The following is a 23,770-nucleotide window of genomic DNA, read 5'->3' as shown; positions in this document are numbered from 1 at the left end:
CTGCTGCTCCACCGCGGGCTCACCGGGCTGCCCGCCGAACTGCTGCCGGGTCAGGAAGTGCGCCTCGCAACGCGTTGGGACGGGCCGCCCGACGCGGAATGGGCCCGGGTCACGGTGCGGGCGCGGGCCGACGGAACCACAGCTCAGGGCCGTGCCGCCTACGCCGCGCACCCGCCGCTCGCGGCTGTGCTCGCCGTCACCGCCCTGGCCTGGTCGGCGCTGGGAGCGGCATCGGGGAGAATGGCCCGTATGAGCGATCGTTCCCCCGAGTCCACCGCCCCGCACCGTGCGGGCTTCGCCTGCTTCGTCGGCCGTCCCAATGCCGGGAAGTCGACCCTCACCAACGCACTCGTGGGCACGAAGGTCGCGATCACCTCCAACCGGCCGCAGACCACCCGCCACACCGTCCGCGGCATCGTGCACCGCCCCGACGCCCAGCTCGTCCTCGTCGACACGCCCGGCCTGCACAAGCCGCGCACCCTGCTCGGCGAGCGCCTCAACGACGTCGTGCGCACCACCTGGGCCGAGGTCGACGTCATCGGCTTCTGCCTGCCGGCCGACCAGAAGCTGGGCCCGGGCGACAAGTTCATCGCCAAGGAGCTCGCAGGGATCAAGAAGACCCCCAAGATCGCCATCATCACCAAGACCGACCTGGTCGAGTCCAAGCAGGTGGGCGAGCAGCTCATCGCCGTGCACCAGCTCGCCGAGGAGCTCGGCTTCGAGTGGGCCGAGATCGTCCCCGTCTCGGCGGTCGGCGACAGCCAGGTCCAGCTGCTGGCCGACCTGATCGCGCCGCTGCTGCCGGAGAGCCCGCCGCTGTACCCGGAGGGCGACCTCACCGACGAGCCCGAGATGGTCATGGTCGCCGAGCTGATCCGCGAGGCCGCCCTGGAAGGCGTACGGGACGAGCTCCCGCACTCCATCGCCGTGGTCGTCGAGGAGATGATCCCGAGGGAGAACCGCCCGGCCGACCGCCCGCTGCTCGACATCCACGCCAATGTCTACATCGAGCGGCCGAGCCAGAAGGGCATCATCATCGGCCCGAAGGGCTCCCGCCTGAAGGAGGTCGGGATGAAGTCGCGCAAGCACATCGAGGCGCTGCTCGGCACCCCCGTCTTCCTCGACCTCCACGTGAAGGTCGCCAAGGACTGGCAGCGGGACCCCAAGCAGCTGCGCAAGCTCGGCTTCTGACCGGTCGCCCGGGCCCGCCCCCGCCGGACGCCCCCTAGGCGAGGCGCCGGATCTTCAGCGCGTTGTCGGGACGGGTGCCGGGCCGGCCCTCCGGGTCGGTCATGGGCTGCACGTGCTCGGCCGCGGTGAGGACCTCCCAGCCGCCCTCCGGCAGCTCCAGCTGCGCCAGGACCTCGTGCGGGGTGGGGAAGTGGATGTCGGCGAGGGCCTCCGGGTTCCACGACGGCCCGCCCGCGTGGCCCACCACGAGGAGGGTCCCGCCGGGGGCCACCGCGGCGGCGGCCCGGCGCAGGATCCGCTCGCGCGGGAAGTCACCGTAGCTGTGCAGGAAGCACGCCGAGACGAGGTCGAACTCCCCCTCGGGGAAGGTCTGCGCGAAGTCGTGCTGCTGCCAGTCGACGAGGTCCCCGACCCCGGCCTCGGCGGCGTGCTCGGCGGCGCGGCCGAGGGCCACCTTCGAGATGTCGGTGGCGGTGACCCGCCATCCGCGGCGGGCCAGCCAGACGGTGTCCGCGCCCTCCCCGCAGCCGAGGTCGAGGGCCCGGCCGGGGGTGAGGTCCTGGGCCTCGCGGACCAGGAGGGCGTTGGGATTGCCGCTCCAGATGCGCGTGCTCTCGCCGTAGCGCTCGTCCCAGAACTCCGCGCCACCGGCGACGGGCCCGTTCCCGTCCGTCCCGTGCGTCCCGTGTGTCCCGTGCGTGTGCTCGTGCGTGTGCTCGTGGTCGTGCGTCGCCATGGGGGCCTCTTCCGCTCGCGGTCTTCGTGCCCCCGATGCTGCGCCCACCCCGCCCCCCTCGGCAAACAAAGTTGCCGACCCGGCAAACGCCGGCCCCGCCCGCCGGTCGGCGCGCCCGCGGCGCGGCGGCAGCCGGAGCAGGCCGGTCATGCCCCGGGCTCGGCGGGGGGTTCGGCGATCAGGGCGGTGCCCACCCGGCGGAAGCCGGCGCGGCCGTAGATCCGGGCGACGTCCTCGTCGCCCGCCGAGAGGAAGACCGTACGGGCGCCGCGTGCACGGGCCTGCGCGACGAGGGCCGAGGTGACCCCGAGGGCCAGGCCCTGGCGGCGGGCGGACGGGAGGGTGCCGACGCCCACGACCTCGGCGACGTCCCCGACCGGGTTGAACATGCCCGAGCAGAGCACCACACCGTCGCGTACGGCCGCGGCCATCCCCGAAGTGCCCGCCGCCAGCTTCGCCGAGACGCTCGCCCGGCGGGTCTCCACCGACGGGTCCTCCAGCGCGGCCGCCAGCTCCGCCGGTCCGGCCTCGCCCACCGCCGTGCCCGGGTCCGCGAAGGCCAGCGAAGGTACCGCCAGCGCGGCCGACAGCAGCGGGTCCTCGGCGTCGAGCAGCCGGACCTCCGGATGCGGGGGCAGCTCCTCGGAGGCCTCCAGCACCATCAGCGGGTGCGCGTGGACGTGCAGCCCGGCCGCCTCCGCCGCGGCGCGCAGCGCCGGGGTGGTCTCGGCGACCCACTCGAAGGACTCGGGCACGCCGAGTTCGCGCTGGCGGGCGAGGACCCGCTCCACGTCGGCGGGCGTCGCGTCGGAGCCGCCGAGCGCGGGCCGCGCGTAGTACGGCCAGCCCGCGCCCTCCTGGACGAACAGGGTCAGCGGCCCGAAGTCCTCGGCCCGGGCCCCGCCCACCCGCGGCACCGCGTCGTAGTACCGCTCCAGCTCGGACAGCGGCGAATCGATCATGTGATTGGTCATCCGGCCATCCAAGCAAAGGGCCGGTGGTCAGGCACCCTCTTTCAGGACCCGGGAGATCAGCGCCCGCTGCGCCTCCGACAGTCGCGGCTCGGCGCAGGAGACCGTCCGGCCGTCCACCGTGATCCGGTAGGCGAAGCCGTCCCGCACCCGGTCCGCCGGGTCGCCGGGCGGACCGGGCCGCAGCGCGAGCTGGGCCAGGGCCTGCCACTCGGCCTCGTCCGGCAGGCCGGAGGTGTCCACCTCGGCCCGTCGCTCGATGCCCGCGAAGCCGCCCGTCCGTACCACCAGAATCCGCATGGGAGCCGTCCTACCCCGAGAACGGGACGCCCACCACCGACCATGCCTTCTGGAGTGCCTGGTGCTCCGCCCCGCCGTCCCCGTAGCGGGTGGCGGCGGCCGCCGTCGAGAGCCGGGCGAAGTCGGCGAAGTCCGCCTTGGGGGTGAGGTCCCCGCCGGTCAGGGTGTCGTACCAGATCTGTCCGGCCCGCTCCCAGGCCTTGCCGCCGAGCTCGGTCGCCGCGATGTAGAAGGCGTGGTTGGGGATGCCGGAGTTGATGTGGACGCCGCCGTTGTCGCTGTGAGTGTTGACGTAGTCGTCCATGGTGGCGGGCTGCGGGTCCTTGCCGAGCTCGTCGTCGTCGTAGGCGGTGCCCGGCGCCTTCATGGAGCGCAGGGCGACCCCGGTCACGTTGGGGCCGAGCAGTCCGGCTCCGATCAGCCAGTCGGCCTGGTCGGCGGTCTGTTCCAGCGAGTACTGCTTGATCAGGGAGCCGAAGACGTCGGACATCGACTCGTTCAAGGCTCCCGACTGGCCGCGGTAGCGCAGGTTCGCCGTGTACTGGGTGACGCCGTGGGTCAGCTCGTGCCCGATGACGTCCACCGACACGGTGAAGTCGAGGAAGAGGTCCCCGTCCCCGTCGCCGAAGACCATCTGCTGCCCGTCCCAGAAGGCGTTGTTGTAGTCCTCGCCGTAGTGGACGGTGGCGTCCAGCGGCAGGCCGGAGTCGTCGATCGAGCGGCGCCCGAAGCCCTTCAGAAACAGCTCGTACGTCGCCCCGAGGCCCGCGTAGGCGCGGTTGACGGTGGCGTCCTTGCTCAGCGGGTCGCCCTCCTCGCGGACCTTCGTCCCGGGGAGCTGCGTACGGTGCTGAGCGTCGAAGATCGTCCGCTGCGGATCGTCGCCCGCCGGTGCGGCGAGGGTGGGCACGATCCCGCGCACGGCGGTGACCCGGCGCCGGGTGCGCAGCAGGGAGTCGCGCTCGAGGGTGCGCTGGGCGAGGTCGGCGCGCCGGGTGTCCGGGGACAGCGCGGCCTTGTCGAGGAGGTGTGGCGGCACGACCGTGCAGAAGACGGGGTGGCGGTGAGTGTGGGAGGCATCCATGCCCGGCAATGTGGCACCGAGTCACCGACATGTCACCAGTTGCAACCATGATTCATTCGGTTGTGTCACCTTCCGCCGCCGCAGAAACGTGTCTGGTGTCTTCGCACGGCCGGACCGGGGTGCTTTGGGGGGATCGCCCCGACCTGGGAGCGAAAAGGAGGCTTGGCTCACATTTGGTGCAAATCGGACGCGCGGGTCTTGCATACTGAAACAGGTCCTCGCGTTACGGCGCGGCTCGGCTAGGCTCGGCCCATCATGCGTTTCGGGCTGCTTCTCCTTAGCTGCCGCGGCGAGGGTCTGTAGTCGTAGGCCGGCCCCCTCCCCGCGGAGTTTGGTGTTGCGGTTTTCACTACCGCCGTCGGCCGTCCCAGCGAACTACCGCGGACACGCGAGGAGCCCAACGCCATGAGCCAGCAGCCTTTTGTCGGTCGCCCCACGCCCATCACGAACGCGACCCACACCCAGAAGCCCTCCGGGATGCCGATCCACAAGTACGGCGCGTACGAACAGGTGGACATCCCGGACCGCACCTGGCCCGATGCCCGCGTCACCAAGGCCCCCCGCTGGCTGTCCACCGACCTGCGGGACGGCAACCAGTCGCTGATCGACCCCATGACCCCCGCCCGCAAGCGCGAGATGTTCGACCTGCTGGTGCGCATGGGCTACAAGGAGATCGAGGTCGGCTTCCCGTCCTCCGGCGAGACCGACTTCGCCTTCGTGCGCTCCATCATCGAAGAGGGCGCGATCCCGGACGACGTCACCATCTCCGTACTGACCCAGGCCCGCGAGGACCTGATCGAGCGGACCGTGGAGTCCCTGGTCGGCGCCAGGCGCGCCACCGTTCACCTGTACAACGCGACCGCGCCGACCTTCCGCCGGGTCGTCTTCCGCGGCTCCAAGGAGCAGATCAAGCAGATCGCGGTCGACGGCACCCGTCTGGTGATGGAGTACGCCGAGAAGCTGCTGGGCCCCGAGACCACCTTCGGCTACCAGTACAGCCCGGAGATCTTCACCGACACCGAGCTGGACTTCGCCCTGGAGGTCTGCGAGGCCGTCTGTGACGTCTGGCAGCCGTCCGAGGGCCGCGAGATCATCCTGAACCTGCCCGCCACCGTGGAGCGTTCGACGCCGTCCACGCACGCGGACCGCTTCGAGTGGATGGCCCGCAACCTGACCCGCCGCGAGCACATCTGCATCTCCGTGCACCCGCACAACGACCGGGGCACCGCCGTCGCGGCCGCCGAGCTGGCCCTGATGGCCGGCGCCGACCGCATCGAGGGCTGCCTGTTCGGACAGGGCGAGCGCACCGGCAACGTCGACCTGATCACGCTGGGCATGAACCTGTTCTCCCAGGGCATCGACCCGCAGATCGACTTCTCGCAGATCGACGAGATCCGCCGCACCAGCGAGTACTGCAACCAGATGCCGGTCCACCCGCGCCACCCCTACGCGGGCGACCTGGTCTACACCGCCTTCTCCGGCTCCCACCAGGACGCCATCAAGAAGGGCTTCGACGCCATGGAGGCCGATGCGGCCGCCCAGGGCAAGACCGTCGACGACATCGAGTGGGCCGTGCCGTACCTGCCCATCGACCCCAAGGACGTCGGCCGCTCCTACGAGGCGGTCATCCGGGTCAACTCGCAGTCCGGCAAGGGCGGCATCGCGTACGTCCTGAAGAACGACCACAAGCTGGACCTGCCGCGCCGCATGCAGATCGAGTTCTCGAAGATCATCCAGGCCAAGACCGACGCCGAGGGCGGCGAGGTCACGCCGAAGGCGATCTGGGACATCTTCTCCGACGAGTACCTGCCCAACCCGGAGAACCCGTGGGGCCGCATCCAGCTGCGCTCCGGCTCGACGGCCACCGACAAGGACGGCACGGACACGCTGACCGTCGAGGCGGTCGTGGACGGCGTGGAGACGGTCCTGAACGGCACCGGCAACGGTCCGATCTCGGCGTTCTTCGACGCGCTGGCCGGCATCGGCGTCGACGCCCGCCTGCTGGACTACACCGAGCACACCATGAGCGAGGGCGCGTCCGCCGTGGCCGCCTCCTACATCGAGTGCGCGATCGACGGCCGGGTCCTGTGGGGCATCGGCATCGACGCCAACACCACCCGCGCCTCCCTGAAGGCGGTCATCTCCGCCGTCAACCGCGCGGGCCGCTGACCGCTCGTACGAGAACCCCGCTCCTCCTTCCGGAAGGGGCGGGGTTCCGTCGTTCCCGGGGCGCCCGGGCGCCCGGGCGGCCCCGGGGCTCGCGGGCATCCCGGGCGGGCAGCCTCAGCGGGCCAGGTAGCCGCCGTCCACCGGAAGGACCACGCCCGTCACGAACGAGGCCGCGTCCGAGGCGAGGAAGGCGATGACCCGGGCCACCTCCTCCGGCTCGCCGAGCCGCCCCATCGGGTGCGCGGCCGTGACCTCCGCCAGGTACTCCGGTCCACCGGGCTCGTCGTCCAGCGCGATCACCCGCTCCGTCCGGATCGTTCCGGGAGCCACCGCGTTGACGCGGATCCCGTGCGCCGCCCACTCGACCGCGAGGTGCTTGGTCAGCCCGGAGGCGACGAACTTCGCGGGCCCGTAGGCCGCCTGGCGCGCCTGCCCGGCCACGCCCGAGATCGAGGACACGCAGACCACAGCCCCGCCGGGGCGCGGCTGCGCGGTCATCGCCTCGATGGCGTACTTGCACGTCAGGAACATCCCGCGGCCGTCGACCGCCATGACGTGGTCCCAGTCCTGCGGGGTGGTCTCCCGTACATCCGAAAGAGGGAGTACTCCGGCGTTGGCCACGGCGACGTCGAGGCGTCCGTGGGCGTCCACCGCGGCGGCCACCATCGCCCGGTTGTCGTCCGGATCGGAGACGTCACCGCGCACCACGGTGATCGTGTGGCCCTCGGCGGCCAGATCCGTACGCAGCTGCTCGACCCCGGGGCCGTCGATATCGGCCGCGGTCACCCGGGCGCCGGAGCGGGCCAGCAGCACGGCGGTGGCCCGGCCGATCCCGCTCGCGGCCCCGGTCACCAGACACGACTTCTCGTTCATGCGGCAGACCATAAGCGGAACCGTGGGTGCAGATCGGCCAACTCCCGAGCGCGGGACATGTTGTCTTGTCGCACGACTGACGCAGCCTCACCGATGTGGCTAACATCACGCCAACCCGGCGATGCTGCCGGACGACCACGGAGGTGCGACGTGCTGCCAGTTCGGGGTGGGGACGGCCGGAAGCTGACGGTCTGGGGCATCCGTACCACCTGGAGCACCGTGGGTGACGGGGAGTTCTTCTGCCCGGACTGCGGTGGGGACCGCAACTACCGCAGGCGCACCGGCCGCCGCCGGTTCGCCGTCCTCGGGGTACCGCTGCTGCCGCGCGGGCAGGCGGGGCCCGTCGTCGAGTGCCAGGGCTGCCGCGAACGCTTCGGCACCGACGTCCTGGACCACCTCACCACCACCCGGTTCACGGCGCTCCTGCGGGACGCCGTGCACACCGTCGCCCTGGCGGTGCTCACCGCGGGCGGGACGGCCTCGCGCAGCGCGCTGGAGGCCGCCGTGTGCGCCGTACGGGCCGCCGGCTTCCAGGAGTGCACCGAGGAGCAGCTGGAGTCCCTCGTGGAGGCACTGTCCACGGACGAGGGCCGGCTCGGGCTGTACGACATCCCGGAGTGCTGCGGGGCCGCGCTGTCGATAGAGCTCCACGAGGCGCTGGAGCCGCTCGCCCCGCACCTGGCCGGTCCGGGCCGCGAGTCGATCCTGCTGCAGGGTGCCCGGATCGCCCTCGCGGACGGCCCGTACATCCCGGCCGAGCGCGAAGTGCTGGCCACCGTCGGATCGGCGTTGCGGATCGGCGCGGACGAGGTGGCGCGGCTGCTGTCGGCGGTGCGCGCGCCCTGAGCGGAGCCGCAGCCGTTCCGGAACCGGCCGGAACACCACGGTCCGACGTAACGATCCGGCCTCGCGGGGGCCAAAATCTCGCCTGGTGAACACCTTGTGAACAGCGGAGCCGATGACTCCGGGCCCGTTCAGGCCGCCTCCGAGGCCGCCGGAACGGGCCTGTTCTTTTTGCGTCGCCGAACGGCCGCAAAGTGCATCATGGCAGGTCGTGACAGGTAGTGGCCGATGTGCTTCGCACTCGCACGGCCGGAACGGCCTTCTCCGGAAGGTCCGGCCCATACGCCTGCGCCGGTTCCGCCACCACTGGAGAAATCTACAGATCTGAAGCCGGGGACGGTCAACAGTTTGTAGAAGTCGACGATATCTGTGAGGCCTCCCACAGGCGTTCAATTCCGGTCACACGCCGAGAAGCCGCCGCCCCGCACAGCGGGACTTCGACCCACGTGAACGTACTGAAAACCCTGGCGAACCAACGGGTTAACGACCCACTTCGCCCAGGGATAACCAGATCTCCTCTCACTTACCTACCTTGAAGGGCAAGGCTGAGATGGCACGTGTCGCCGCCCGGCTTTCCACCGACGGAAAGCAGAGCACGCACCCGGTCGACGAGGTGCTCCCCGTCCCCAAGCTCGCGCTGTACGGCTTCCAGCACGTACTCGCCTTCTACGCCGGCGCGGTGATCGTCCCGATCATCGTGGGCAGCGCACTCAAGCTGAGCCCCGAACAGCTGGTCTATCTGATCAACGCGGACCTCTTCACCTGCGGTATCGCGTCGATCATCCAGGCCTGGGGCATCGGCCGGATCGGCGCGCGACTGCCGCTGATCCAGGGCGTGACCTTCACCGCCGTGTCCCCGATGATCGCCATCGGCCTCGGCGCGGGCGGCGGAACGGCCGCCCTGCTGGTCATCTACGGCGCGGTCATCACGGCCGGTATCGCCACCTTCGCCTTCGCCTGGCTGCCGGCCAAGGCGTTCCGGATGGTCATGCGGCTCTTCCCGCCGGTCGTCACCGGCACGGTGATCACCGTGCTCGGCATCGTCCTGATCCCGGTCGGCCTCAACGACGCGGCCGGCGGCCTCGGCAGCCCCGACTTCGGCGAGCCGAAGAACTTCGCCTACGCCGGCGGCACGATGCTCTTCATCCTGATCCTGATGAAGCTCGGCAGGCCGTTCCTCTCCAGCATCGCGATCCTCCTCGGCCTGGTCGTCGGTACGGCAGTCGCCTTCCTCCTCGGCGACGCGAAGTTCGGCGACGTGGGCAAGTCCGACTGGATCGGCGTCACCACGCCCTTCCACTTCGGTGTCCCGAAGTTCGAGTGGTTCCCGATCGTCCTGATGCTCATCGTCATGCTGATCACCATGGTCGAGACGACCGGTGACACGTACGCCGTCGGCGACATCGTCGGCAAGGAGGTCGACAGCGAGACCGTGGCCCGCGCCCTACGCGCCGACGGCGCCGCCACCGCCCTCGGCGGCGTCCTCAACTCCTTCCCGTACGTCGCCTTCGCCGAGAACGTCGGCCTGGTGCGGATGACGAAGGTGAAGAGCCGGTTCGTGGTCGTCGCCGCGGGTGTCTTCATGATCATCCTCGGTCTGCTGCCCAAGGCCGCGGCGATCGTCGCCGCCGTCCCGCACGGAGTCCTCGGCGGCGCCGCGACCGTCATGTTCGCCATGGTCGCCCTGGCCGGTATCCAGACCCTGGGCAAGGTGGACCTGAAGGAGGAGAAGAACGCGCTGATCGTCGGCATCTCCCTCGCCTTCGCCCTGCTCCCGGCGACCGTCCCGGTCTTCTTCACCAAGCACATGGACGCGGACCTGTCCTCGTTGCTCAACAGCGGTGTCACGCTGGGTGCCACGGCCGCCATCGTGCTCAACCTCATCCTCAACGGCCCGGCGAAGGACGACGCCCACGACACCCCCGCGGCCGGAACCCCGGCGGACGCCCCGGCGGCCGCCCCGGCCGAGGACGCCAAGGTCCCCGCGGCGGTGCCGGCCCAGGCCGCCGCCCCCGCCCCCGCAGCCGAGAAGGCGGACGACGCCGACCCCTCGCCGTCCCCGTCCGCCCCCTGACCCTCCCAAGGGGTGCCGACCCCTCGTCCGGACCGACGTCCGGACGAGGGGTCGTCGCTGTCCCCGCTCCGTCCCCGTCCGGAAAACCGCTACGGCGGAGCGGCCCCGGCTTCTTAAGATCATCTTCGCTCCGCGCGGAGCCTCCCCCCACGAAGCCCGCATCTTTCCGGACGAACGGACCCGCACATGCGCATCCGCGCACTCGGCCGCACCGCGGCCGCAACCGCCCTGGCCACCCTGGCCGCCCTGCTGACCACCAGCGGTGCGGGGGCCGCCGAGGACCCCCTCCGCAACCCGGCGTACAAAGTCCCCACCCAGGCGACGGCGGTCTTCAACGACCCCATGTCGGCGGACGCGGGCAGGCGCGACGCCGTACGCAACGAACTCGTCGACCTGATCCAGCGGGCGGACAACGGCTCCGAGATCAACGGCACCGTCTTCCTGTTCAACGACGAGCCCGTCGCGACCGCCCTGATCCGCGCGGCGGCCCGGGGCGTCAAGGTCAGGATGATCGTCGACGCCAAGGCGCTGGAGCAGAAGGACTCCCAGGTCCCCAGGCTGCGTGAGGCGCTCGGTACCGACACCACCGCCGGCTCCTACCTGTTCGGCTGCCCGGCCGGCCGGGGCTGCATCGGCACCCGCACGGGCCTGAACAGCGCGCCGATCAACCACAACAAGTTCTTCCTCTTCAGCAAGGTCGCCGGCGCGGAGAACGTGGTCTACCAGTCCTCCGCGAACCTCACCGAGAGCCAGCGGAACAACCTGTACAACAACGCCGTCGTCATCCCGCACGCCGGTCTCCACGCCACATACCGCAAATACCACCAGGAGCTGGTGACCCGCGGACAGGGCCCCGGCCTCACGCACTACTACAAGACCCGCCAGGACGGCCCCTACGAGACGTTCTTCTTCCCCCGCCAGGAGAAGCAGGGCGCTCCCGTGACGGACCCGTCCACCGACACCGTGGTCTCGGTGCTCGACAACGTCCGGTGCCTGCCCGACCAGGGCACCAAGGTCCGTGTCGCCATGTTCGCCTTCACCCGCGAGGAAGTGGCCAGGAAGCTGGCGTCGCTGCGCGACCAGGGATGCCACGTCTATGTCTTCTACAACGGCTACACCAAGACCGACGAGGGCAGCTCCGTCAGCGGTGACGTGATCCGCGCCCTCGACAGCGGCAAGGTCCGCAAGCTCAGCGCCCGGGCCGCCTGCGTGGCCGACTCGCCCAACCAGCCCGGCCAGGGCGTGGGCCTGCACTCGAAGTACCTGCTCATCGAGGGTGCGTACGGGGACGTGGACGACGCCGCCCTCGTCTTCACGGGCAGCGCCAACTACACCGTCCCGACCCTGCGCGGTCACGACGACACGCTCCTGAAGATCTCCGACCGCACCGTGTACCAGCAGTTCGAGAACAACTTCGACGACGTGCTCAGCGGTACGGGAGACAAGAAGGGCATCTGCGCACCGCCCGAGGCGGTCCCCTTCCAGTAGGACCCGCCCGTCGGGCGGTGGCCGGCGCCCGTTGTCCCGCATCCGGTGCGGGACAATGGGCGCATGAGTCTGTTCCGCGACGACGGCATCGTGCTGCGCACCCAGAAGCTCGGTGAGGCGGACCGCATCATCACGCTGCTGACCAGGGGCCACGGCAGGGTGCGGGCCGTCGCCCGCGGGGTCCGGCGCACGAAGTCCAAGTTCGGCGCCCGGCTGGAACCTTTCTCCCATGCCGACGTGCAGTTCTTCGCCCGCGGCAGCGAACTGGTCGGCCGCAGCCTCCCGCTCTGCACCCAGACCGAGATCATCGCCCCGTACGGCAACGGCATCGTCACCGACTACGCCCGCTACACCGCCGGCACCGCCATGCTGGAGACCGCCGAGCGGTTCACCGAGAACGAGGGCGAGCCCGCCGTGCAGCAGTACCTGCTGCTCGTCGGAGCCCTGCGCACCCTCTCGCGCGCCGAACACGAGCCGCACCTCATCCTGGACGCCTTCCTGCTGCGCTCCCTCGCCGTCAACGGCTACGCGCCCAGCTTCGAGGACTGCGCGAAGTGCGGCATCCACGGACCCAACCGGCACTTCTCCGTCGCCGCGGGCGGGGTCATATGCGGGGACTGCCGGGTGCCCGGCAGCGTCGTACCCTCGTCGGAGGCCATCGCCCTGCTCAGCGCCCTGCTGACGGGCGACTGGGGGCATGCCGACGCGTGTGAGGCGCGTCACGTGCGGGAGGGCAGCGGGCTGGTCTCCGCCTATTTGCACTGGCATCTGGAGCGCGGGCTACGCTCCTTGCGATACGTCGAGAAATAGGAGCTGGGCACATGGCACGACGCGGGATTCTGGGACGCTCTCGCCGGGAGTACAAGGTTCCCGAGCCGCACCCCTCCGGTGCGGTCCCGCCGAAGATCCCCGGCGAGCTGGTCCCGAACCACGTCGCCGTCGTCATGGACGGCAACGGCCGCTGGGCCAAGGAGCGCGGCCTGCCGCGCACCGAGGGGCACAAGGTCGGCGAGGGCGTCGTCCTCGACGTGCTGAAGGGCTGCCTGGAGTTGGGCGTCAAGAACCTCTCCCTGTACGCCTTCTCGACGGAGAACTGGAAGCGCTCGCCCGACGAGGTCCGCTTCCTGATGAACTTCAACCGCGACGTCATCCGGCGCCGCCGCGACGAGATGAACGAGCTCGGCATCCGCATCCGCTGGGTCGGCCGGATGCCGAAGATGTGGAAGTCGGTCGTCCAGGAACTCCAGGTCGCGCAGGAGCAGACCGTCGACAACGACGCCATGACCCTGTACTTCTGCGTCAACTACGGCGGCCGCGCGGAGATCGCCGACGCGGCGCAGGCCATCGCCCGGGACGTGGCGGCGGGCAAGCTCGACCCCTCGAAGGTCAACGAGAAGACCTTCGCCAAGTACATCTACTACCCCGACATGCCGGACGTGGACCTGTTCCTGCGCCCGAGCGGCGAGCAGCGCACCTCCAACTACCTGCTCTGGCAGAGCGCGTACGCCGAGATGGTCTTCCAGGACGTGCTGTGGCCGGACTTCGACCGCCGCAACCTGTGGGCGGCGTGCCTGGAGTACGCCCAGCGCGACCGCCGCTTCGGCGGCGCGGTCCCCAACCAGCCGGAGGGCCCGGGTACGGCCTCCTGACACCCTGCGCCTAGGATCCCCGCTCATGGACATCACGGGCGGGGATCCGCTGTATCGGATACACGGAACGGCGTCGGCGGGGCAGGTGGTCGAGCTGCGCTACACGCCGACGGTCGCCGACATGGCCGAGGGCCTGCGGCCCTACGGCCGGTCGAGGGCGGGGCGCCGTCAGCGCCTGCCGTTCGTTCTCATCGGTCTGGTGGGGCCCGGGTACGCCGCGATCATCGTGGCGCAGGGCGGCGAGGCCCTCGGGTCGGCCGCGGCGCTGTCCGTGATGGGCCTCTTCGGCTGGGCCTTCGTACTGTTCGGCCACCGGATCATGGCCGGGACGACGCGCGGGCTGCTGGCGGCGGCGGGGGAGTGCCGGGCGGTCGTCGACGGCGAGGGCGTCACCGTCGACTCCGCGCAGGGCTCCGTCCACCTGCGCTGGACCGCGCTGTCGTGCTACGCGGAGACCCCCGCGACCTTCATGCTCTACTCCGGCGACAAGCGGGTGCTCGGCGGGGCGCTGCTCCCCAAGCGCGGCCTCGCGGACCCCGGCGAGCAGGACGTCCTGCGGGCGCTCCTGGACGGGAAGCTGGAGCGGATCTAGACCGGCGCGGGGTCCCGGCCGGGTGCGGGCAGGGCCCGCCTGCCGACCGCGGGCCCGGGACCGGCTCCGCCCGCTCCGGCGGTCCTCAGACCTTGGCGCAGTCGGCGCAGGTGCCGAAGATCTCCACCGTGTGGGCGACGTTCACGTAGCCGTGCTCGGCGGCGATGGACTCCGCCCACTTCTCCACGGCCGGGCCCTCCACCTCGACGGCCTTGCCGCACTTGCGGCACACCAGGTGGTGGTGGTGATCGCCGGTGGAGCATCGGCGGTAGACGGACTCGCCGTCACTGGTGCGCAGGACGTCGACCTCGCCCGCGTCCGCCAGGGACTGCAGGGTGCGGTAAACGGTGGTCAGGCCCACGGAGTCACCGCGGTGCTTGAGCATGTCGTGGAGTTCCTGGGCGCTGCGGAACTCGTCCACCTCGTCCAGCGCGGCCGCCACCGCGGCCCGCTGGCGGGTGGATCGTCCTCGTACTGGCGCGGTATTCATCTCGCCAGGCGCAGTCGCCACCGGTTCCTCCTCGTATAGGGCCTGCCGCCATTGTGCCAGCCCTTCAAGGCCCCTAGACCTTCACATCGTCGCGCGTGCAGACCTCTTCGGCCGTCTGCGCGGCCTTGGCCCGGCGGCGGGCCAGGGGGGCGGAGAGGGCGGTCAGCACCATGAAGACGCCGATCGCGAGCAGCACGATCGTCGCGCCCGAGGGCACGTTGATGTAGTAGGTCGCAGCGGTGCCGGTCAGGGAGACGGTCACGCTGATCGCCATGGCCAGCCCCAGCGTGGTGGCGAAGCTGCGGGTGAGCCGCTGGGCGGCGGCGACCGGGATCACCAGCATCGCGCTGACCAGCAGCAGGCCGACGATGCGCATGGCGACGGTGACGGTGACCGCGGCGGTGACCGCCATCAGCAGGTTCAGGGCGCGTACGGGCAGTCCGGTGACCCGGGCGAACTCCTCGTCCTGGCAGACGGCGAAGAGCTGCCGGCGCAGGCCGATCGCGACGGCGAGGACGAAGGCGGCGAGGATCGCCATCGCGGTGACGTCCTCGGCGGCGACCGTGGTGATCGAGCCGAACATGGAGCCCAGGAGGCTGGCGGTCTGGCCGCCGCCGAGGTTGATGATCATGACGCCGCCGGCGAGGCCGCCGTAGAACAGCATGGCGAGGGCGACGTCCCCGCTGGTCCTGCCGCGGGTGCGGATCAGTTCCATGCCGACGGCGCCGATGACGGCGACCAGGGTCGCCATCCAGACCGGGCTGGACTGCAGCACGAAGCCGAGGGCGACACCGGTCATGGCGACGTGGCCGAGGCCGTCGCCCATGAGCGCCTGGCGGCGCTGGACGAGGTACGTGCCGATGGCGGGGGCCGTGACGCCGACCAGGGCGGCCGCGATCAGCGCGCGCTGCATGAAGGCGTAGTCGAGGATGTCCATCAGCTCAGCAGTCCCGTCCGCAGGGGCTCGGCGTCGTGCGCCGCGTGGGGGTGTACGTGGTCGTGGCCGGGCAGGGCGTGCTGGCCCACGGCCTCCGGGGGCGGGCCGTCGTGGACGACGCAGCCGTCGCGCAGGACGACGGCGCGGTCGATCAGGGGCTCCAGCGGGCCCAGCTCGTGCAGGACGAGCAGGACGGCCGAGCCGGCTTCGACCTGCGTGCGCAGGGCGCTCGCCAGGACCTCCTGGTTGGCGAGGTCCACACCCGCCATCGGCTCGTCCATGATCAGCAGTTCGGGTTCGACGGCGAGCGCCCGGGCTATGAGGACGCGCTGGTGCTGGCCGCCGGAGAGGGCATCCACCGAGACGTCGGCGTGCGCGTCCATGCCGACGAGCGCCAGGGCGTGCTCGATGGCGGCCTTGTCGGCCTTGCGCAGGAGGCCGAAGCGGGAGCGGGCGAGGCGGCCGGAGGAGACGACCTCGCGGACGGTGGCCGGGACGCCGCCGGCGGCGGTGGTGCGCTGCGGGACGTAGCCGATGCGCGACCAGTCGCGGAAGCGCTTGAAGTCGGTACCGAAGAGGCTGAGGGAGCCGTCGGTCAGCGGGACCTGCCCGACCACGGCGCGGACGGCCGTGGACTTGCCGGAGCCGTTGGCCCCGAGCAGGGCGACGACCTCGCCGCGGTGGACGGCGAGGTCGATTCCGCGCAGCACGGGGCGCGAGCCGAGCGAGGCCTTGGCCCCGCGCAGGGATATGACGGGCCGGTCGTCGGCCGGCCGGGGCGTGGACTGCATGGCTCGCGCCTCCGTTGCTGCTGTCATCACTTGGCTCCGAGTGCCTTCTGGAGGTTCTTCAGGTTGGACCGCATGACCTCGAAGTAGTCGGTGCCCTGGGACTTGTCGGTGATGCCCTCGAGGGGGTCGAGGACGTCGGTCTTCAGGCCGGTGTCGGTCGCGAGGGTCTTCGCCGTCTTGTCGCTGGCCAGCGTCTCGAAGAACACGGTGGTGACATTGTCCTTCTTCGCGACGGCCTGAAGATCCTTCATCCGGGCGGGGCTGGGCTCGGACTCGGGGTCGACGCCGGCGATGCCCTCCTGGTGGAGGCCGTAGCGCCCGGCGAGGTGACCGAAGGCGGAGTGGGTGGTGATGAAGGTCCGGGAGGCCGTGTTCTTCAGGCCGTCCTTGAACTCGGTGTCCAACGCGGCCAGCTTGCCGACCAGTTCGTCGGTGTTCTTCCGGTAGTCCGCCGAGTGGCCGGGGTCGGCCTTCTCCAGGGCCGCGCCGAGGCCCTTGGCGATCTCCGCGTACTTCACCGGGTCGAGCCAGACGTGGGGGTCGGTGCCGTTCCCGCCGTGGTCGTGGCCCTCGTGCTCCCCGGCGTGCTCACCGGTCTGTTCTCCGGCGTGCTCTCCGGCGTGCTCGTCGCCCTCCTGGTGCGCGTGGCCCTCCTCGCCGTGGCCCGGCCCGGCGCCGTGGGCCTCCGGCGAGGTGAGGGTGGCGGCGTCGACGATGTTCTTCACGCCGGACTGGGCGACGGCCTTGTCGACGGCGGGCTGCAGGCTCTTGAGGTAGAGGACCACATCGGCCTCACCGAGCTGCGCGGTCTGCTTGGGCGTGATCTCCAGGTCGTGCGGTTCGACGCCCGGCTTGGTCAGAGCGTCGACCTTCACGTGCTCCTTGCCGATCTGCTCGGCGAGGAACTGCAGCGGGTAGAACGACGCCGTCACGCCGAGCTTGCCGTCCTCGCCGCCGGTGGCGCCCGCTCCGGAGCAGGCGGTCAGGGCCGTGGCACCGAGGGCGACGGCGCCGGCGAGGGCGGCGGTGGGTATGAGGCGTCGTACGTTCATGACATCCATTTTCATCAAAGATGGAAACGGTTGTCAAAAACCCAGGTGGGGGAGCTGGGTAGGCGGCCGTGGAAGGGGAACCGATTTGAAAGGGGGGGTGCGGGCGCCGGTAACCTAAGGACTTCGCCGTTCGTCCTCGTAATGAAGAGAGCACCGTGGCCGCCGACAAGATCGACACCATCGTCAGCCTGAGCAAGCGCCGTGGCTTCGTTTTCCCGTGCAGTGAGATCTACGGCGGCTCCCGGGCTGCCTGGGATTACGGTCCGCTGGGTGTCGAGCTCAAGGAGAACATCAAGCGCCAGTGGTGGAAGGCCATGGTCACCGGGCGTGAGGACGTCGTCGGTCTCGACTCGTCCGTGATCCTGGCCCCCGAGGTCTGGGTGGCCTCCGGCCACGTCGCCACGTTCTCGGACCCGCTGACCGAGTGCACCTCCTGCCACAAGCGCCACCGCGCCGACCACCTGGAAGAGGCGTACGAGGCCAAGCACGGCCGCGTGCCCGCCAACGGCCTGGCCGACATCAACTGCCCCAACTGCGGTGTGAAGGGCCAGTTCACCGAGCCGAAGCAGTTCTCCGGCATGCTGGAGACCCACCTCGGCCCGACCCAGGACACCGGCTCCAAGGCGTACCTGCGCCCCGAGACCGCCCAGGGCATCTTCACGCAGTTCGCCCAGGTCCAGGTGACCTCGCGCAAGAAGCCCCCCTTCGGCATCGCGCAGATGGGCAAGTCCTTCCGCAACGAGATCACGCCGGGCAACTTCATCTTCCGCACCCGCGAGTTCGAGCAGATGGAGATGGAGTTCTTCGTCAAGCCCGGCGAGGACGAGCAGTGGCAGGAGTACTGGATGCAGGAGCGGTGGAACTGGTACCGCGACCTCGGCATCCGCGAGGAGAACATCCGCTGGTACGAGCACCCGAAGGAGAAGCTGTCCCACTACTCGAAGCGCACCGCCGACATCGAGTACCGCTTCAACTTCGGTGGCAGTGAGTTCTCCGAGCTCGAGGGCGTCGCCAACCGCACGGACTACGACCTCAAGGCGCACTCGGCGGCCTCCGGCCAGGACCTCTCCTTCTTCGACCAGGAGGCCGGCGAGCGGTACACCCCGTTCGTCATCGAGCCGGCGGCCGGTGTGAACCGCGCCATGCTCGCCTTCATGCTCGACGCGTACAACGAGGACGAGGCCCCCAACGCCAAGGGCGTCATGGAGAAGCGCACCGTGATGCGCCTCGACCCGCGCCTTGCCCCGATCAAGGTCGCCGTCCTGCCGCTGTCCCGCAACGCGCAGCTGTCGCCGAAGGCCAAGGGCCTCGCCGCCGACCTGCGCAAGAACTGGAACATCGAGTTCGACGACGCGGGTGCCATCGGCCGCCGCTACCGCCGCCAGGACGAGATCGGTACGCCGTTCTGCGTCACCGTCGACTTCGACACCCTGGACGACAACGCGGTGACCGTGCGCGAGCGCGACACCATGAAGCAGGAGCGCGTCTCCCTGGACCAGATCCAGGGCTACCTCGGCAGCCGCCTGCTCGGCTGCTGACGACCGTCGCACGAACGACCGGTGGCCCGGTGCGCACGCTGCGCACCGGGCCACCGGCCGTTCTCCCCGCCGCTGCGGTCAGGCCGCCGAGGCCTGAACGTCAGCGGCCGGGGTGCGGCGGGGTGGCCAGGGTGATGACGGAGAATTCGTCGAGCGTGCGGCGCAGGGCCGGATTGATCGCTGCCGGCACGGGCCACGCGCCGGCTGAGCAGGAGCGCGCCGAACTCGCTCCGGCCGTGGTCGCTCAGCTGCTGGTCCGTGATGACCGGCGCGATCGCGTCGAGCCCGATGGTCGGGATCCTCCGAGGCGTGACGGACGGCCCGTTCGGGACGATCGGGCGCGGGTCAGGCCCGCAGGCCCCGGATCACCAGAGCCGTGACCGCCTCGAACTCCGCGGTGATGGTGGGGGAGAACCACTCCGCCGCGTACTGCGGGTCGTGGAAGCGGCCGGTGGCGTCGAAGACCGCGCGGGCCGCAGCCGGCACGTCGCGGGCCGCGAGTGAACCGTCGGCGACTCCCTGGGCGATGATCCGCGCCAGTTGGTCGATCAGCTCGGTCAGATGCTGCTCCACCGTCCCGCTGTTCTCGGCGAGGAGCACCGTGTACGTGGCGAACAGCTCGGGATCGTCGCCGGCCTTGTGGCGCTTGGCCTCGAACAGCGCCTCCAGCCAGGCCTCCAGCTTGCCGGGCGCGCTTTCGGCGGGGGCCGAGGTGATCTGCTCCAGCATCACGACGCTCTTGGCGAGCCACCGGTCCGTGACCGCCTCGCGCAGCGCGGCCTTCGAGGGGAAGTGGCGGTAGACGCTGCCGTGGCTGACGCCCAGGGCGCGCGCCACGTCCACGACGGTCGCCTTGGTGGGGCCGAAGCGGCGCAGCACCTCCTCGGTGGTCTCGAGGATGCGCTCGGGGGTGAGGGGCTCGGCGGCAGCGGGTGGCATGGGTACGACCGTACCGCCCGCTCAGTGCTCGCTGTCGAGGTGGGCCATCTGCGCCGCGGGATACCGGTCGCCCGCTGCCGCACCGGCGGGCACAGCCGCCTCGATGGCGGCCAGGTCCGCCGGGCCGAGGTCTATCCGCAGCGCACCCAGTGCCTCGGTGAGGCGGTCCCGGCGCCGGGCGCCCACCAGCGGCACTATGTCCGCACCGCGCGAGAGCACCCAGGCGATGGCGGTCTGGGCGACGCTCACACCCTTGTCGTCGGCGACCTTGCGCAGGGCGTCGACCAGGTCCAGGTTGCGGTGGAGGTTCTCGCCCTGGAAGCGGGGGCTCATCCCGCGGAAGTCGCCCGGGGCCAGCGCCCGGTCACGGGTGAAGTGGCCGCTGATCAGACCGCGGGACAGCACCCCGTACGCCGTGACGCCGATGCCGAGCTCGCGCGCGGTCGGCAGGATCTCGTCCTCGATCCCGCGCGAAATCAGCGAATACTCGATCTGGAGGTCGGAGATCGGGGCCACGGCAGCGGCCCGGCGCAGGGTGTCGGCGCCGACCTCGGAGAGGCCGATGTGACGCACGTGCCCGGCCTCGACCGCTTCGGCGATGGCCCCGACGGTCTCCTCGATCGGCACGTCCGGGTCCACCCGGGCGATCCGGTAGACGTCGATGTGGTCCCGGCCGAGCCGCTGGAGCGAGTAGGCCAGGAAATTCCTGACGGCCTCGGGCCGGCCGTCGTATCCGGTGAAGCCGCCCTCGACCGTGCGCAGCGCGCCGAACTTCACGCTGGTCAGCGCCCGGTCGCGGGCCGCAGCGGGTGCCGTGCGCAGAGCCTCGTGGATCAGCAGCTCGTTGTGGCCCATGCCGTAGAAGTCGCCGGTGTCGAGCAATGCGTTCACGCCCTCGGGGACCGCGTCCAGGTACGCGTGGATGGTCGCGATGGACTCGGAGCGGTCGGCCTCCCCGTAGAGGGCGGACATCCCCATGCAGCCCAGCCCGATCGGGAAGACGGCGGGGCCCGTGCTCCCGAGGCGCCGGCGGGCCGTCGTGGTCGGGGCGGCGGTCGTGGTGGTGGTCGGGGTGCCGGTGGTCGCGTCGAAGCGCTCGTTCGTGGTCATGGAACGAGAATGACATGACGGGTGACAGATTTCAATATCTGTCACCCGTCGGTGTCACGCCAGGACCCGCAGGGTCAGCGCCGCCGCCGCGACCAGCGTGAGGACGGCCGCCGGCGCCAGCTCGTAGTCCCTGACCCGCAGGTGGCTGATGACGGCGCCGATGAAGTAGAGGGTCACGCCGACCGCCGCGGCCACCCCGAGCGGGGTGATCCACAGGCCGGCTATCAGGCCGATCGCGCCCGCGGCCTTGAGGGCGGCCAGTCGCGGCAGCCAGGAGTCGGGGACCTGGACCTTCCGCATGCTCGCGACGATCTGCTCGTTGCGCTGGAGGGAGAAGGCGGCGGAGGCGGCCAGGGCGAGGGCGAGCAGGCCGCCGACGATGGCGTAGGCGATGAACATGAAGCGCTCCAATGATTGGGTGTACCAGATCATTGAATAGCATCAACGATATGCCCTTAGCAATCATTTCCTGGTTGCTACGATGTGGACCATGACGGCAGACCAGGACGGATCACACCCCCCGCAGCGGCTGGGCCTGCTGCTGGCCTGGCACGGAGCGGTCACCCAGACCCGCATGAAGCGCGCCCTCGGCGCGGCCGGGCTCACCCCGCGGCACGCGATGACGCTGATGCACCTGGAGGGCGGCCCCATCAGCCAGCGGGCGCTCGCCGACCGGCTGGAGGTGGACCCGAGCGTCCTCGTCGGGGTTCTGAACGACCTGGAGGGCGAAGGCCTCGCCGAACGCCGCCGCGACCCCGCCGACCGCCGCCGGCACAACGTGGCCATCACCCCCGCCGGTGAGGCCGCCCTGACGAAGACGAACGCCGCCCTCGACGAGGTCGAGGACGGCATGTTCGCCGGCCTGTCGGCCCAGGAACGCGACCACCTGCGCGCCCTCCTCGACCGGGTCAACGCCTCGGCCGAGGACTTCGCCTGCGACGAATGACCGATGCCCAGGCCGTGACCGGCAGGACCCGGAGAGGCGCGCCCGGGGGCGCGTCCGCGACGTAGCCCCGGCCGCCCGGTGGTGCGGGCCCGGCGGCGTCCGGCGCCATGGGGCCTCCGGGCCCGCCGGCCCGGGGGGAAGCCCCGCCCGGCGGAGCGCCGCCGCGTACGGGACCTACGCGCGCCCCGGCAACGCGGCGAGGTGCGGGGCCGGGCGCCGCGGGGCAGGCGGGACCAGGCCCGGGTCGACCCCGATCCCCCGGGCGGTGCCTAACTTGATCTTTAACCTGTGCGGCGTGGGCGAGGAGTCGTTGGCTTTTTCGTTTTCGGTTTCGTGGTGTCGGGTTTGCGGACTGTGTGCACGTCGTGTCGTGGGGTGGGCCGAGTGTTCTTGCGGCCTGGTGGCCTGCCGGGGCCGGGGCGGGAGGGTTTCGGTGCACCGGCCGGGCAGGTGGTCTTCGGGCGGATGTGCCGGAAGTCTCGGCGGACGCGGGCGGGCGTGAGGCGTTCGACGGGTGCGGGCTTCTCCCAGGGCCGACGCAGGTCGGCTGCCAGTGGCCGGGCGAGACGGAGCTGGGTGTAGGCGGCGAGGACCAGCCAGGTCCACCGGTCCCCCGCCTCGGGGGTGCGGATCTTCGGAGAGGTCCAGCCGAGGGTCTGCTTGAACAGGCGGAAGGTGTGCTCGATGTCGAAACGCCGCAGGTATGCCTGCCAGAGGCGGTCGACGTCAGCTGCCTCCGCGTCGGTGCCGGACCACCACAGCCAGACCGGCTTGGGGGTTGCTCCGCTGGGCAGGTGGTCGATGTCCAGACGGATCACCGTCCCCTCGACGATCGGGAGGGTGCCGTCTGCTCCGGCCCAGGAAGATCGGTGGGTCAGCTTGGGGTGGAGCCGGTCCCAGCATCGGGCGTTGGCGGTGCCGTATAGGCGCGTGTCGGTGACGGACTCGGCGTCCGGGGTGCCCCAGGTGTCGGGCTGCCCGAAGACGAACTCGCTGCCGTGCCGGGGAGGGCGCCCCATGATGTGGGGCTGTCGTGGTGGGGCGGCTCTGCGCAGGACACGGTCCGAGCGCATCCGTGCCAGGACCTGGACCGGCAGGTCCCGCAGGAGGTGGGCCAGGCGGGGCGCGTCGTATCCGGCGTCCGCGACGACGAGGACTTCCGGGTCACCGACCTGCCACTGGCCTGCGGTGATCAGCCGCTCGATCAGCTCGCGCAACTGTCGGGCGGTGATGGTGGCCGTGTCGTCCCCGGGTGCCAGACGCAACGCGTCCAGCGGGGCGGTCCACGAGCTGCGGCCGGGCTCCAGCGCGCAGATGATCGAGTACGGCCAGCCGGGGACGGGAATGTGCTGGTCTTTGCCCCGTCCGTAGGTGTGGCACAGGATCCGCTGGGGTGAGGTGTGGGCGTCGGGCCGCAGCCAGCAGGTCACGTCCACGGCCAGTACCAGCCGCCCGTCGGCGGCCCGCGGAAGCGGCACCGAGGCCAGGACCTGCCGCATCCGGTCCGCGTCGAGCCGGCCCTGGGCGAGCGCGGCATAAAGCCCTCCGTGACCGCGCCGGTGTTCACCTACCAGTGACAGCTCGGCCAGTGATCGCACCGGCCCGTCGCCGCACAGAACCGCGTCGGCCAACTCGAACAGCGCGTCCGAACGAGCGGTGAGACAGGAGTAGAACTCGCCCCGGAAGCGTGACAGTTCCGCCAACGGCTCCCGCCGGCCATCACGATGCAGCAGACTCATCCCCACGGCCTTCGCGCTGGACATGTGTGTTCCTTGGTCGGAACACATGATCCAGACGAAGGCCGCTTCCGCGTACGGCGGTTACCGAACCGAGTGATCAAGTACGAGGCATCGTTCGACCTCGGACGTTAAAGATCAAGCTAAGGGCTGTCCCGTAATCCCCGGCGGGCGCACGACGACAGCTACGGCACCTCGCTGCGTTGTCGGAACGCCCGAATACGCCCAGTATGAGGACGCCCCTCCGCCTTGCGATGCACC

23 protein-coding genes are annotated in these 23,770 nt (G+C 70.7%); 10 read left to right on the top strand and 13 right to left on the bottom strand.

Going from position 1 to position 23,770, the window contains the following annotated elements; translation table 11 throughout:
• The first annotated feature begins 240 nt into the window (after nucleotides 1-240).
• Entirely contained in the window at nucleotides 241-1,191 is a 951-nt protein-coding gene (era, locus tag NRK68_RS11420; protein ID WP_030649798.1) for a GTPase Era, read from the top strand.
• A gap of 34 nt (nucleotides 1,192-1,225) precedes the next feature.
• Here the strand turns inward: era and NRK68_RS11415 are convergent, their stop codons facing one another.
• The 4 genes from NRK68_RS11415 to NRK68_RS11400 form a co-directional block, all read right to left on the bottom strand.
• Nucleotides 1,226-1,927, bottom strand: coding sequence for an SAM-dependent methyltransferase (locus NRK68_RS11415; protein ID WP_257855717.1), 702 nt, complete (start codon nucleotides 1,925-1,927; stop codon nucleotides 1,226-1,228).
• A gap of 146 nt (nucleotides 1,928-2,073) precedes the next feature.
• A complete protein-coding gene (locus NRK68_RS11410; RefSeq protein WP_183065306.1) occupies nucleotides 2,074-2,901 on the bottom strand; it encodes a GNAT family N-acetyltransferase in 828 nt (275 codons plus the stop codon).
• 27 nt (nucleotides 2,902-2,928) lie between these two features.
• Nucleotides 2,929-3,198 carry a protealysin inhibitor emfourin gene (locus tag NRK68_RS11405; protein WP_183065304.1) on the bottom strand — a complete coding sequence of 90 codons (270 nt, stop codon included), beginning with the start codon at nucleotides 3,196-3,198 and terminating at the stop codon, nucleotides 2,929-2,931.
• Nucleotides 3,199-3,208: 10 nt separating this feature from the next.
• Complete coding sequence (locus NRK68_RS11400; RefSeq protein ID WP_183065303.1) at nucleotides 3,209-4,282, bottom strand: M4 family metallopeptidase; 1,074 nt, start codon at nucleotides 4,280-4,282, stop codon at nucleotides 3,209-3,211.
• A gap of 405 nt (nucleotides 4,283-4,687) precedes the next feature.
• Between NRK68_RS11400 and leuA the strand changes: the two genes are divergently transcribed.
• The gene (leuA, locus tag NRK68_RS11395; RefSeq protein WP_183065302.1) at nucleotides 4,688-6,451 is read left to right on the top strand and encodes a 2-isopropylmalate synthase; all 1,764 of its coding nucleotides are present in this window, start codon (nucleotides 4,688-4,690) and stop codon (nucleotides 6,449-6,451) included.
• A gap of 114 nt (nucleotides 6,452-6,565) precedes the next feature.
• Here leuA and NRK68_RS11390 read toward each other — a convergent pair whose 3' ends face one another.
• Nucleotides 6,566-7,324 (bottom strand): SDR family NAD(P)-dependent oxidoreductase, encoded by a 759-nt coding sequence (locus NRK68_RS11390; protein WP_183065300.1) that lies wholly within the window; start codon nucleotides 7,322-7,324, stop codon nucleotides 6,566-6,568.
• Between the two features lie 150 nt (nucleotides 7,325-7,474).
• Between NRK68_RS11390 and NRK68_RS11385 the strand changes: the two genes are divergently transcribed.
• From NRK68_RS11385 to NRK68_RS11360, 6 genes are all read left to right on the top strand, one after another.
• On the top strand, nucleotides 7,475-8,170 hold the full coding sequence (locus NRK68_RS11385) for a TerB family tellurite resistance protein (RefSeq protein WP_183065298.1): 696 nt from the start codon (nucleotides 7,475-7,477) through the stop codon (nucleotides 8,168-8,170).
• 547 nt (nucleotides 8,171-8,717) lie between these two features.
• On the top strand, nucleotides 8,718-10,241 hold the full coding sequence (locus tag NRK68_RS11380) for a nucleobase:cation symporter-2 family protein (protein ID WP_257855716.1): 1,524 nt from the start codon (nucleotides 8,718-8,720) through the stop codon (nucleotides 10,239-10,241).
• Nucleotides 10,242-10,427: 186 nt separating this feature from the next.
• Complete coding sequence (locus NRK68_RS11375) at nucleotides 10,428-11,729, top strand: phospholipase D-like domain-containing protein (protein ID WP_257855715.1); 1,302 nt, start codon at nucleotides 10,428-10,430, stop codon at nucleotides 11,727-11,729.
• Nucleotides 11,730-11,792: 63 nt separating this feature from the next.
• Nucleotides 11,793-12,539, top strand: coding sequence for a DNA repair protein RecO (gene recO / locus NRK68_RS11370; protein ID WP_183065293.1), 747 nt, complete (start codon nucleotides 11,793-11,795; stop codon nucleotides 12,537-12,539).
• A gap of 11 nt (nucleotides 12,540-12,550) precedes the next feature.
• A complete protein-coding gene (locus NRK68_RS11365) occupies nucleotides 12,551-13,378 on the top strand; it encodes an isoprenyl transferase (RefSeq protein ID WP_183065291.1) in 828 nt (275 codons plus the stop codon).
• Between the two features lie 25 nt (nucleotides 13,379-13,403).
• Nucleotides 13,404-13,970 (top strand): YcxB family protein, encoded by a 567-nt coding sequence (locus NRK68_RS11360; protein WP_183065289.1) that lies wholly within the window; start codon nucleotides 13,404-13,406, stop codon nucleotides 13,968-13,970.
• An 85-nt stretch (nucleotides 13,971-14,055) separates the two neighbouring features.
• Here the strand turns inward: NRK68_RS11360 and NRK68_RS11355 are convergent, their stop codons facing one another.
• From NRK68_RS11355 to NRK68_RS11340, 4 genes are read right to left on the bottom strand one after another with little or no spacing between them, the layout of a single operon-like run.
• Nucleotides 14,056-14,481: a Fur family transcriptional regulator gene (locus tag NRK68_RS11355; RefSeq protein WP_308296129.1), complete on the bottom strand. Its 426-nt coding sequence runs from the start codon at nucleotides 14,479-14,481 to the stop codon at nucleotides 14,056-14,058.
• A gap of 52 nt (nucleotides 14,482-14,533) precedes the next feature.
• A complete protein-coding gene (locus NRK68_RS11350; protein WP_183065287.1) occupies nucleotides 14,534-15,397 on the bottom strand; it encodes a metal ABC transporter permease in 864 nt (287 codons plus the stop codon).
• Nucleotides 15,397-16,215: a metal ABC transporter ATP-binding protein gene (locus NRK68_RS11345; protein WP_373023512.1), complete on the bottom strand. Its 819-nt coding sequence runs from the start codon at nucleotides 16,213-16,215 to the stop codon at nucleotides 15,397-15,399. Before NRK68_RS11345 ends, NRK68_RS11350 begins: the two co-directional genes overlap by 1 nt.
• Complete coding sequence (locus tag NRK68_RS11340) at nucleotides 16,215-17,240, bottom strand: metal ABC transporter substrate-binding protein (RefSeq protein ID WP_183065285.1); 1,026 nt, start codon at nucleotides 17,238-17,240, stop codon at nucleotides 16,215-16,217. Before NRK68_RS11340 ends, NRK68_RS11345 begins: the two co-directional genes overlap by 1 nt.
• Nucleotides 17,241-17,395: 155 nt before the next feature.
• Here NRK68_RS11340 and NRK68_RS11335 point away from each other — a divergent pair, with 155 nt between their 5' ends.
• Nucleotides 17,396-18,778, top strand: coding sequence for a glycine--tRNA ligase (locus NRK68_RS11335; protein WP_183065283.1), 1,383 nt, complete (start codon nucleotides 17,396-17,398; stop codon nucleotides 18,776-18,778).
• A 345-nt stretch (nucleotides 18,779-19,123) separates the two neighbouring features.
• Here NRK68_RS11335 and NRK68_RS11330 read toward each other — a convergent pair whose 3' ends face one another.
• The 3 genes from NRK68_RS11330 to NRK68_RS11320 are packed head-to-tail and all read right to left on the bottom strand — an operon-like array spanning nucleotide 19,124 to nucleotide 21,259.
• Complete coding sequence (locus tag NRK68_RS11330) at nucleotides 19,124-19,717, bottom strand: TetR/AcrR family transcriptional regulator (protein WP_183065281.1); 594 nt, start codon at nucleotides 19,715-19,717, stop codon at nucleotides 19,124-19,126.
• Between the two features lie 21 nt (nucleotides 19,718-19,738).
• The gene (locus tag NRK68_RS11325) at nucleotides 19,739-20,827 is read right to left on the bottom strand and encodes an aldo/keto reductase (RefSeq protein ID WP_257855714.1); all 1,089 of its coding nucleotides are present in this window, start codon (nucleotides 20,825-20,827) and stop codon (nucleotides 19,739-19,741) included.
• Nucleotides 20,828-20,881: 54 nt separating this feature from the next.
• Complete coding sequence (locus NRK68_RS11320; RefSeq protein WP_257855713.1) at nucleotides 20,882-21,259, bottom strand: DoxX family protein; 378 nt, start codon at nucleotides 21,257-21,259, stop codon at nucleotides 20,882-20,884.
• Nucleotides 21,260-21,317: 58 nt separating this feature from the next.
• On the opposite strand from NRK68_RS11320, the gene NRK68_RS11315 reads away from it, so the two are divergent.
• Nucleotides 21,318-21,773: a MarR family winged helix-turn-helix transcriptional regulator gene (locus NRK68_RS11315; protein ID WP_183065277.1), complete on the top strand. Its 456-nt coding sequence runs from the start codon at nucleotides 21,318-21,320 to the stop codon at nucleotides 21,771-21,773.
• Nucleotides 21,774-22,054: 281 nt separating this feature from the next.
• Here the strand turns inward: NRK68_RS11315 and NRK68_RS11310 are convergent, their stop codons facing one another.
• The gene (locus tag NRK68_RS11310) at nucleotides 22,055-23,512 is read right to left on the bottom strand and encodes an NF041680 family putative transposase (RefSeq protein WP_257857822.1); all 1,458 of its coding nucleotides are present in this window, start codon (nucleotides 23,510-23,512) and stop codon (nucleotides 22,055-22,057) included.
• Between the last annotated feature and the right edge of the window lie 258 nt (nucleotides 23,513-23,770).

This window comes from Streptomyces yangpuensis (assembly GCF_024666385.1).
Lineage (GTDB): Bacteria > Actinomycetota > Actinomycetes > Streptomycetales > Streptomycetaceae > Streptomyces > Streptomyces yangpuensis.
Note: the sequence above shows the minus strand (reverse complement) of the source record. Positions and strands in the feature narration are given on the sequence as shown.

Bases quoted from the DNA above. Each gene is read 5' to 3' on its own strand.
- NRK68_RS11330 (WP_183065281.1), bottom strand. From the start codon at position 19,717: ATGCCACCCGCTGCCGCCGAGCCCCTCACCCCCGAGCGCATCCTCGAG.
- era (WP_030649798.1), top strand. From the start codon at position 241: ATGGCCCGTATGAGCGATCGTTCCCCCGAGTCCACCGCCCCGCACCGT.
- NRK68_RS11410 (WP_183065306.1), bottom strand. From the start codon at position 2,901: ATGACCAATCACATGATCGATTCGCCGCTGTCCGAGCTGGAGCGGTAC.
- NRK68_RS11375 (WP_257855715.1), top strand. From the start codon at position 10,428: ATGCGCATCCGCGCACTCGGCCGCACCGCGGCCGCAACCGCCCTGGCC.
- NRK68_RS11315 (WP_183065277.1), top strand. From the start codon at position 21,318: ATGACGGCAGACCAGGACGGATCACACCCCCCGCAGCGGCTGGGCCTG.
- recO (WP_183065293.1), top strand. From the start codon at position 11,793: ATGAGTCTGTTCCGCGACGACGGCATCGTGCTGCGCACCCAGAAGCTC.
- NRK68_RS11405 (WP_183065304.1), bottom strand. From the start codon at position 3,198: ATGCGGATTCTGGTGGTACGGACGGGCGGCTTCGCGGGCATCGAGCGA.
- NRK68_RS11345 (WP_373023512.1), bottom strand. From the start codon at position 16,215: ATGACAGCAGCAACGGAGGCGCGAGCCATGCAGTCCACGCCCCGGCCG.
- NRK68_RS11310 (WP_257857822.1), bottom strand. From the start codon at position 23,512: ATGAGTCTGCTGCATCGTGATGGCCGGCGGGAGCCGTTGGCGGAACTG.
- NRK68_RS11325 (WP_257855714.1), bottom strand. From the start codon at position 20,827: ATGACCACGAACGAGCGCTTCGACGCGACCACCGGCACCCCGACCACC.
- NRK68_RS11360 (WP_183065289.1), top strand. From the start codon at position 13,404: ATGGACATCACGGGCGGGGATCCGCTGTATCGGATACACGGAACGGCG.
- NRK68_RS11380 (WP_257855716.1), top strand. From the start codon at position 8,718: ATGGCACGTGTCGCCGCCCGGCTTTCCACCGACGGAAAGCAGAGCACG.
- NRK68_RS11390 (WP_183065300.1), bottom strand. From the start codon at position 7,324: ATGAACGAGAAGTCGTGTCTGGTGACCGGGGCCGCGAGCGGGATCGGC.
- leuA (WP_183065302.1), top strand. From the start codon at position 4,688: ATGAGCCAGCAGCCTTTTGTCGGTCGCCCCACGCCCATCACGAACGCG.
- NRK68_RS11400 (WP_183065303.1), bottom strand. From the start codon at position 4,282: ATGGATGCCTCCCACACTCACCGCCACCCCGTCTTCTGCACGGTCGTG.
- NRK68_RS11365 (WP_183065291.1), top strand. From the start codon at position 12,551: ATGGCACGACGCGGGATTCTGGGACGCTCTCGCCGGGAGTACAAGGTT.
- NRK68_RS11340 (WP_183065285.1), bottom strand. From the start codon at position 17,240: ATGAACGTACGACGCCTCATACCCACCGCCGCCCTCGCCGGCGCCGTC.
- NRK68_RS11320 (WP_257855713.1), bottom strand. From the start codon at position 21,259: ATGATCTGGTACACCCAATCATTGGAGCGCTTCATGTTCATCGCCTAC.
- NRK68_RS11350 (WP_183065287.1), bottom strand. From the start codon at position 15,397: ATGGACATCCTCGACTACGCCTTCATGCAGCGCGCGCTGATCGCGGCC.
- NRK68_RS11415 (WP_257855717.1), bottom strand. From the start codon at position 1,927: ATGGCGACGCACGACCACGAGCACACGCACGAGCACACGCACGGGACA.